This window comes from Variovorax sp. P1_H12_2 (assembly GCF_056405335.1).
Genome location: NZ_JBFUCI010000428.1, coordinates 1 through 5,323, shown reverse-complemented (window position 1 = coordinate 5,323; position 5,323 = coordinate 1). Strand labels below are relative to the sequence as shown.

Here is a 5,323-nt window from a genome sequence, read left to right as displayed (position 1 = left end):
GATGATGACCATGAAGAGAAGGCGGAAGGAGAGCTCCACGGAGAAGGCCGCCGGCTCCCAGGCGCCGAGGTGCACGAAGGCCCACAGGCCACCGGCGATGCCGATGATGAAAGAGCTGACCGCGAAGGCCGTGAGCTTGGCGTACATGGGACGGATGCCGATCACCGCCGCGGCCACGTCCATGTCGCGGATGGCCATCCACTCCCGGCCGATCGCGCTTCGCACCAGGTTCTTGGCGAGCAGGGAGAAGACCAGGACGAACCCCAGGCACAGCAGGTACTTCTCGACCGGCGAGCCGATGGACCAGCCCGCGATCTGGAGCCCGGAGACGGAGACCGAACCGGACGACGAGTGGTTGGTCAGCCACTTGATCCGAAGGAACATCCAGTCGCTGAAGAACTGCGCGGCCAGCGTGGCCACGGCCAGGTACAGGCCCTTGACGCGCAGGCTGGGCAGGCCGAACAGCACGCCGTACACGGTCGCGCACAGGCCGCCGAGCAGCAGCGCGGGAATGAGCGGCATGTCGGGGATCCGGACCAGGAAGTTGTACGCACCGTACCCACCCATGGCCATGAAGGCACCCGAGCCCAGCGAGATCTGCCCGCAGTAGCCGACGAGGATGTTCACGCCGAGCGCGGCGAGCGACATGATGAGGAAGGGGACCGCGATGGCGATCAGGGCGTAGTCGCTCGCAATGGCCGGAACGACCAGGCATGCCATCGCGAGCAGGACCCCCATGGCCCAGCGGTCCTGCGCGATGGGAAGGATCTGCTGGTCGGCCCGGTAGGAGGTCTTGAGCTGGCCGTTTTCTCTGTAGAACATCGTTGGTCTCGAACAGTCTTCTGGGCAGTGAGCCGGGATGCACGCGCGGCGCGCGTCGTCGAACGCGCTTCAGACGCGGTCGATCATCTTTTCGCCGAACAGGCCCTGGGGACGGAACAGCAGGAACACGAGGGCCAGCACATAGGCGAACCAGATCTCGATGCCGCCGCCGATGAGGGGGCCGAGATAGACCTCGGAGAGCTTTTCGCCCACGCCCACGATCAGGCCGCCGAGGATGGCGCCGGGCACCGAAGTCAGGCCGCCGAGGATGATGACGGGCAGGGCGCGCAGGGCCACGGTCGACAGCGAGAACTGCACCCCGAGCTTGGAGCCCCAGATCATCCCGGCCACCAGCGCCACCACGCCGGCCACGCACCAGACGATGACCCAGATGCGATCGAGCGCGATGCCGATGGACTGCGCGGCCTGGTGATCGTCGGCCACGGCGCGCAGCGCGCGGCCGGTGCCGGTCTTCTGGAAGAACAGCGACAGGCCGGCCACCAGCACGGCGGCGATCACCGCGGCGTAAAGATCTTCCTTGTTGACGAGGATGCCGCCTTCGAAGCTCGACTCCAGGAGGAAGATCGGGTCCTTGGGCATACCGATGTTGATCTGGTAGATGTTGCTGCCGAAGAGGCTCTGCCCGAGGCCCWCGAGGAAGTAGGAGATGCCCAGCGTGGCCATGAGCAGGGTCGCGGCCTCCTGGTTCACGAGGTGGCGCAGCACCAGCCGCTCGACCGCCCAGGCCACCGCGAACATGCACAGTCCCGCGAGCAGGAAGGCCAGCAGGTTGGCCTGCAGCCGGCTGTCGATGTCCAGCCACTTCGGAATCCACTCGGCGAAGCGGGCCATCGCCAGCGCGGCGAAGAGCACCATCGCGCCCTGCGCGAAGTTGAAGACGCCCGAGGCCTTGAAGATCAGCACGAAGCCCAGTGCGACCAGCGAATACAGCATGCCCGCCATCAGGCCGCCGGAAAGGGCTTCCAGAAAAAATGCCATGTGTGTCTCCGCCGGGTCTCAGTGGCCAGTGCCCAGATAGGCGCTGATGACGTCGTCGTTGCTGCGCACCTCATCGGGCGTGCCGTCGCCGATCTTCCTGCCGTAGTCCAGCACCACCACGCGGTCCGAGATGTCCATGACCACGCCCATGTCGTGCTCGATCAGCACGATGGTGGTGCCGAACTCGTCGTTGACGTCGAGGATGAAGCGGCTCATGTCCTGCTTCTCCTCCATGTTCATGCCGGCCATCGGCTCGTCGAGCAGCAGCACCTGCGGCTCCATCGCCAGCGCGCGGCCGAGGTCGACGCGCTTCTGCAGGCCGTAGGGCAGCTGCCCCACGGGCGTCTTGCGGTGCGCCTGGATTTCGAGGAAATCGATGATGCGCTCGACGAAGGCGCGGTGTTTCTCTTCCTCGCGCTGGGCCGTGCCGATGCCGAAGGGGTTCCGGAACGCCTGGCTGAGCAGGCCGCTGCGGATGCGCAGGTTGCGCCCGGTCATGATGTTGTCGATCACGCTCATGCCCTTGAACAGCGCCAGGTTCTGGAACGTGCGCGCAATGCCCATCTCGGCCACCTGGCGCGAGTTCATGTGCTTGAACGTCCGGTTGCGGAAGGCAATGGAGCCCTCCTGCGGCGCGTAGACGCCGTTGATGCAGTTGAGCATCGAGCTCTTGCCGGCGCCGTTGGGGCCGATGATGGCGCGCACCTCGTGCTCGTGGACGTCGAAGCTGATGTCGGTCAGGGCCTTGACGCCGCCGAACCGCAGGCTGATGTTGCGAACGTCAAGGATGACGTCGCCGATGGTTTTCTGGGTCACGGCTTTGTTCTTCAGGCGGCGGCGCCGATGGGCGTGAACGTCTTGACGTCCAGAATCCGGACCTGGGCGCTCACGCTGCCGGAGCGGCCGTCCTCGAACTTCACCTGCGTTTCGATGAACTGCTCGGTCTTGCCGTCGTACAGCGCATCGACCAGAAGCCTGTACTTCTCCCCGATGAACCCGCGTCTGACCTTGTTGGTGCGGGTCAGCTCGCCGTCGTCGGCGTCGAGTTCCTTGTGCAGCACGAGGAAGCGGCTGATCTGGCTGCCGGCGAGCAACGCGTCGCGCGACAGGTCCGCATTGACTTTCTCCACGCACGCGCGAATGAGYTCGTGCGCCTCGGGTTTGCCCGCCAGGTCGGTGTAGCCGGCGTAGGGCAGGTTGCGCCGTTCGGCCCAGTTGCCCACCGCCTCGAAGTCGATGTTGACCATCACGCAGACCTTCTCGCGTCCATCGCCGAAGGCCACCGCCTCCTTGATGTGCGAGAAGAACTTGAGCTTGTTCTCGACGTACTTGGGCGCGAACATGGCACCGTCGAAGGCGCCGCCCAGGAGGCGGCCGACGTCCTTGACGCGGTCGATGATCTTCAGATGGCCGCTGGCGTCGATGAAGCCCGCGTCGCTGGTGCGGTACCAGCCGTCGGCGCTGAGAACCTCGGCGGTGGCCTCGGGATTCTTGTAGTACTCCTTGAGCAGGCCGGGCGATTTCACCAGGATCTCGCCGGTGTCGCTGAGCCTGATTTCAACGCCCTCGCAAGGCACGCCCACGGTGTCGGCGCGCGCCTCGTGGTCGGGCTGCAGGCAGACGAACACGGCGGTCTCGGTGGAGCCGTAGAGTTGCTTGAGATTGATGCCGATCGAGCGGTAGAAGCTGAACAGGTCCGGGCCGATGGCCTCGCCCGCGGTGTAGGCCACGCGCACGCGGCTCATCCCCAGGTTGTTGCGCAGCGGGCCGTACACCAGCCAGTCGCTCAACCGGTACGCCAGGCGGTCACGCAGGCCGACCGGCTTGCCGTCCAGGCGCGCGGGGCCGACGCGGCGGGCCAGCGCCATGCAGGCGTGGAAGAGCCGGCGCTTGAGGAGGCCGGCGTCTTCCATCCGGATCATCACGCTGGTGAGCAGGCCCTCGAACACCCGTGGGGGCGCGAAGTAATAGGTGGGACCGACTTCCTTGAGGTCGATCATCACCGTGCTGCCGCTCTCGGGACAATTGACGACGTAGCCGACCACCAGCCACTGCGCGTACGAGAAGATGTTCTGGCCGATCCAGGCCGGCGGCAGGTAGGCCAGCACCTCGTCCTTGTCGTTCAGCTTGTCGAAGCTGGCGCCCGCGCGCGCGCGGTCGATCAGGGCGCGGTGCGTGTGAACCACCCCTTTGGGGTTTCCGGTGGTGCCGCTGGTGAAGAACATGGCGGCCACGTCGTCGGCGCTTCCCTGTTCGACCTGCTGGCGGAACAGCGCCGGGTGGGTTCCGGCGTGCACCGCGCCCGCCGCGATGAGCGCATCGAGCGCAGCGAGTCCCGGCTGGTCGTAATTGCGCAGGCCGCGCGGGTCGTCGAACCAGATGTGGGAGATCCGCGGGCACTGTTCGCGGATCTCAAGCAGCTTGTCGACCTGCTCCTGGTCTTCCACCACGCAAAAGCGCACCTCGGCATTGCTGACGGGGAAGACGCATTCGGCCGCCACCGCATCCTGGTACAGCGGCACCGGTATGGCCCCGAGCGACTGCGCGGCGAGCATCGTGGCGTACAGGCGCGGCCGGTTGGTGCCGATAACCACCAGGTGCTCGCCGCGCTGCAGGCCGGCCTGGAGCAACCCGCAGGCGATGGCCTCGACCAGCGTCGCCATGGCCGACCAGGAGGTGATGTGCCAGATGCCGTACGCCTTCTCCCGCATCGCCGGCGCGTCCGGGCGGGCTGCGGCTTGATGCAACATCAAACGGGGAAAAGTGGTTTGCACATGGACTCCACGCAATCGATTTCGGGGCGACGAAGGAGGAAAGGCCTAGCTCGCGAGGCGCCGCGCCATGGCGAAGAGGGCGACGAGGTCCTTGTCGTTCGATGCCTCCGCCACCTGCTGGCAATAGCGCCAGTGGTCGTCGCGCAGGGGGGCGCCGAGATCCGCCGCGTGCCGAAGCCGCTGAAGCGCCAGACGCCGATGGCCGAACCGGATGCTTCGTTCCAGCAACTCCAGCACGATCAACTGGCTCTGCGCCTGAAGCGCCGGATGCGCGACCGGCGAGCTCCCCGCGCGGGCCGGCCGCTTGAGCGACCTGATCCGTTTCCGGTCGCGCCCGCGAAGCGGCGCAGCGAGAGGGGCGGCCGTCACCGGCTGTCTCCGCCAACGGCCGCGACGGGCCGGTCCAGCACGTAGACCGTTCCGTGCATCAGCGCGATGTGCGCGTTGTCCTTCGCCCGGGTGACATGCACCTGGTAGCTGCCGATCTTTCGCGACCGGCTCACCTCGCTGGCATGGGCAACCAGCCAGTCGCCTTCATCCACGGCCGTGGAAATGCTCATCTGGCCGTCGACCAGCGTGGCCAGCCGGCCGTGGGAGTTGCACGCCAGCCCGAGCGCCATGTCTCCGAGCGCGAACAGCGCTCCCCCGTGGCACTTGCCGTTGAAGTTGATGTGCCTGCGTTCCACCTTCATGCGCACGGTGGTGCTGCCGACGGACGCGGCCACCAG

The 5,323-nt window shown here is 66.5% G+C and carries 6 protein-coding genes; all 6 read right to left on the bottom strand.

From position 1 onward, the window contains the following. The coding region (locus AC1D2K_RS29130) for a branched-chain amino acid ABC transporter permease (RefSeq protein WP_478093209.1) at window positions 1–822 on the bottom strand (822 nt) is incomplete at its 3' end. A 69-nt stretch (window positions 823–891) separates the two neighbouring features. Further along, window positions 892–1,821 carry a branched-chain amino acid ABC transporter permease gene (locus AC1D2K_RS29125; RefSeq protein WP_478093207.1) on the bottom strand — a complete coding sequence of 310 codons (930 nt, stop codon included), beginning with the start codon at window positions 1,819–1,821 and terminating at the stop codon, window positions 892–894. A gap of 18 nt (window positions 1,822–1,839) precedes the next feature. Further along, the gene (locus AC1D2K_RS29120) at window positions 1,840–2,637 is read right to left on the bottom strand and encodes an ABC transporter ATP-binding protein (protein ID WP_478093205.1); all 798 of its coding nucleotides are present in this window, start codon (window positions 2,635–2,637) and stop codon (window positions 1,840–1,842) included. An 11-nt stretch (window positions 2,638–2,648) separates the two neighbouring features. After that, complete coding sequence (locus AC1D2K_RS29115; RefSeq protein WP_478093204.1) at window positions 2,649–4,595, bottom strand: AMP-dependent synthetase/ligase; 1,947 nt, start codon at window positions 4,593–4,595, stop codon at window positions 2,649–2,651. Window positions 4,596–4,640: 45 nt separating this feature from the next. Then, window positions 4,641–4,964, bottom strand: coding sequence for a hypothetical protein (locus tag AC1D2K_RS29110; protein ID WP_478093202.1), 324 nt, complete (start codon window positions 4,962–4,964; stop codon window positions 4,641–4,643). After that, on the bottom strand, window positions 4,961–5,323 hold a 363-nt coding region (locus tag AC1D2K_RS29105; RefSeq protein WP_478093201.1), incomplete at its 5' end, for a hotdog fold thioesterase. The genes AC1D2K_RS29110 and AC1D2K_RS29105, both read right to left, overlap by 4 nt.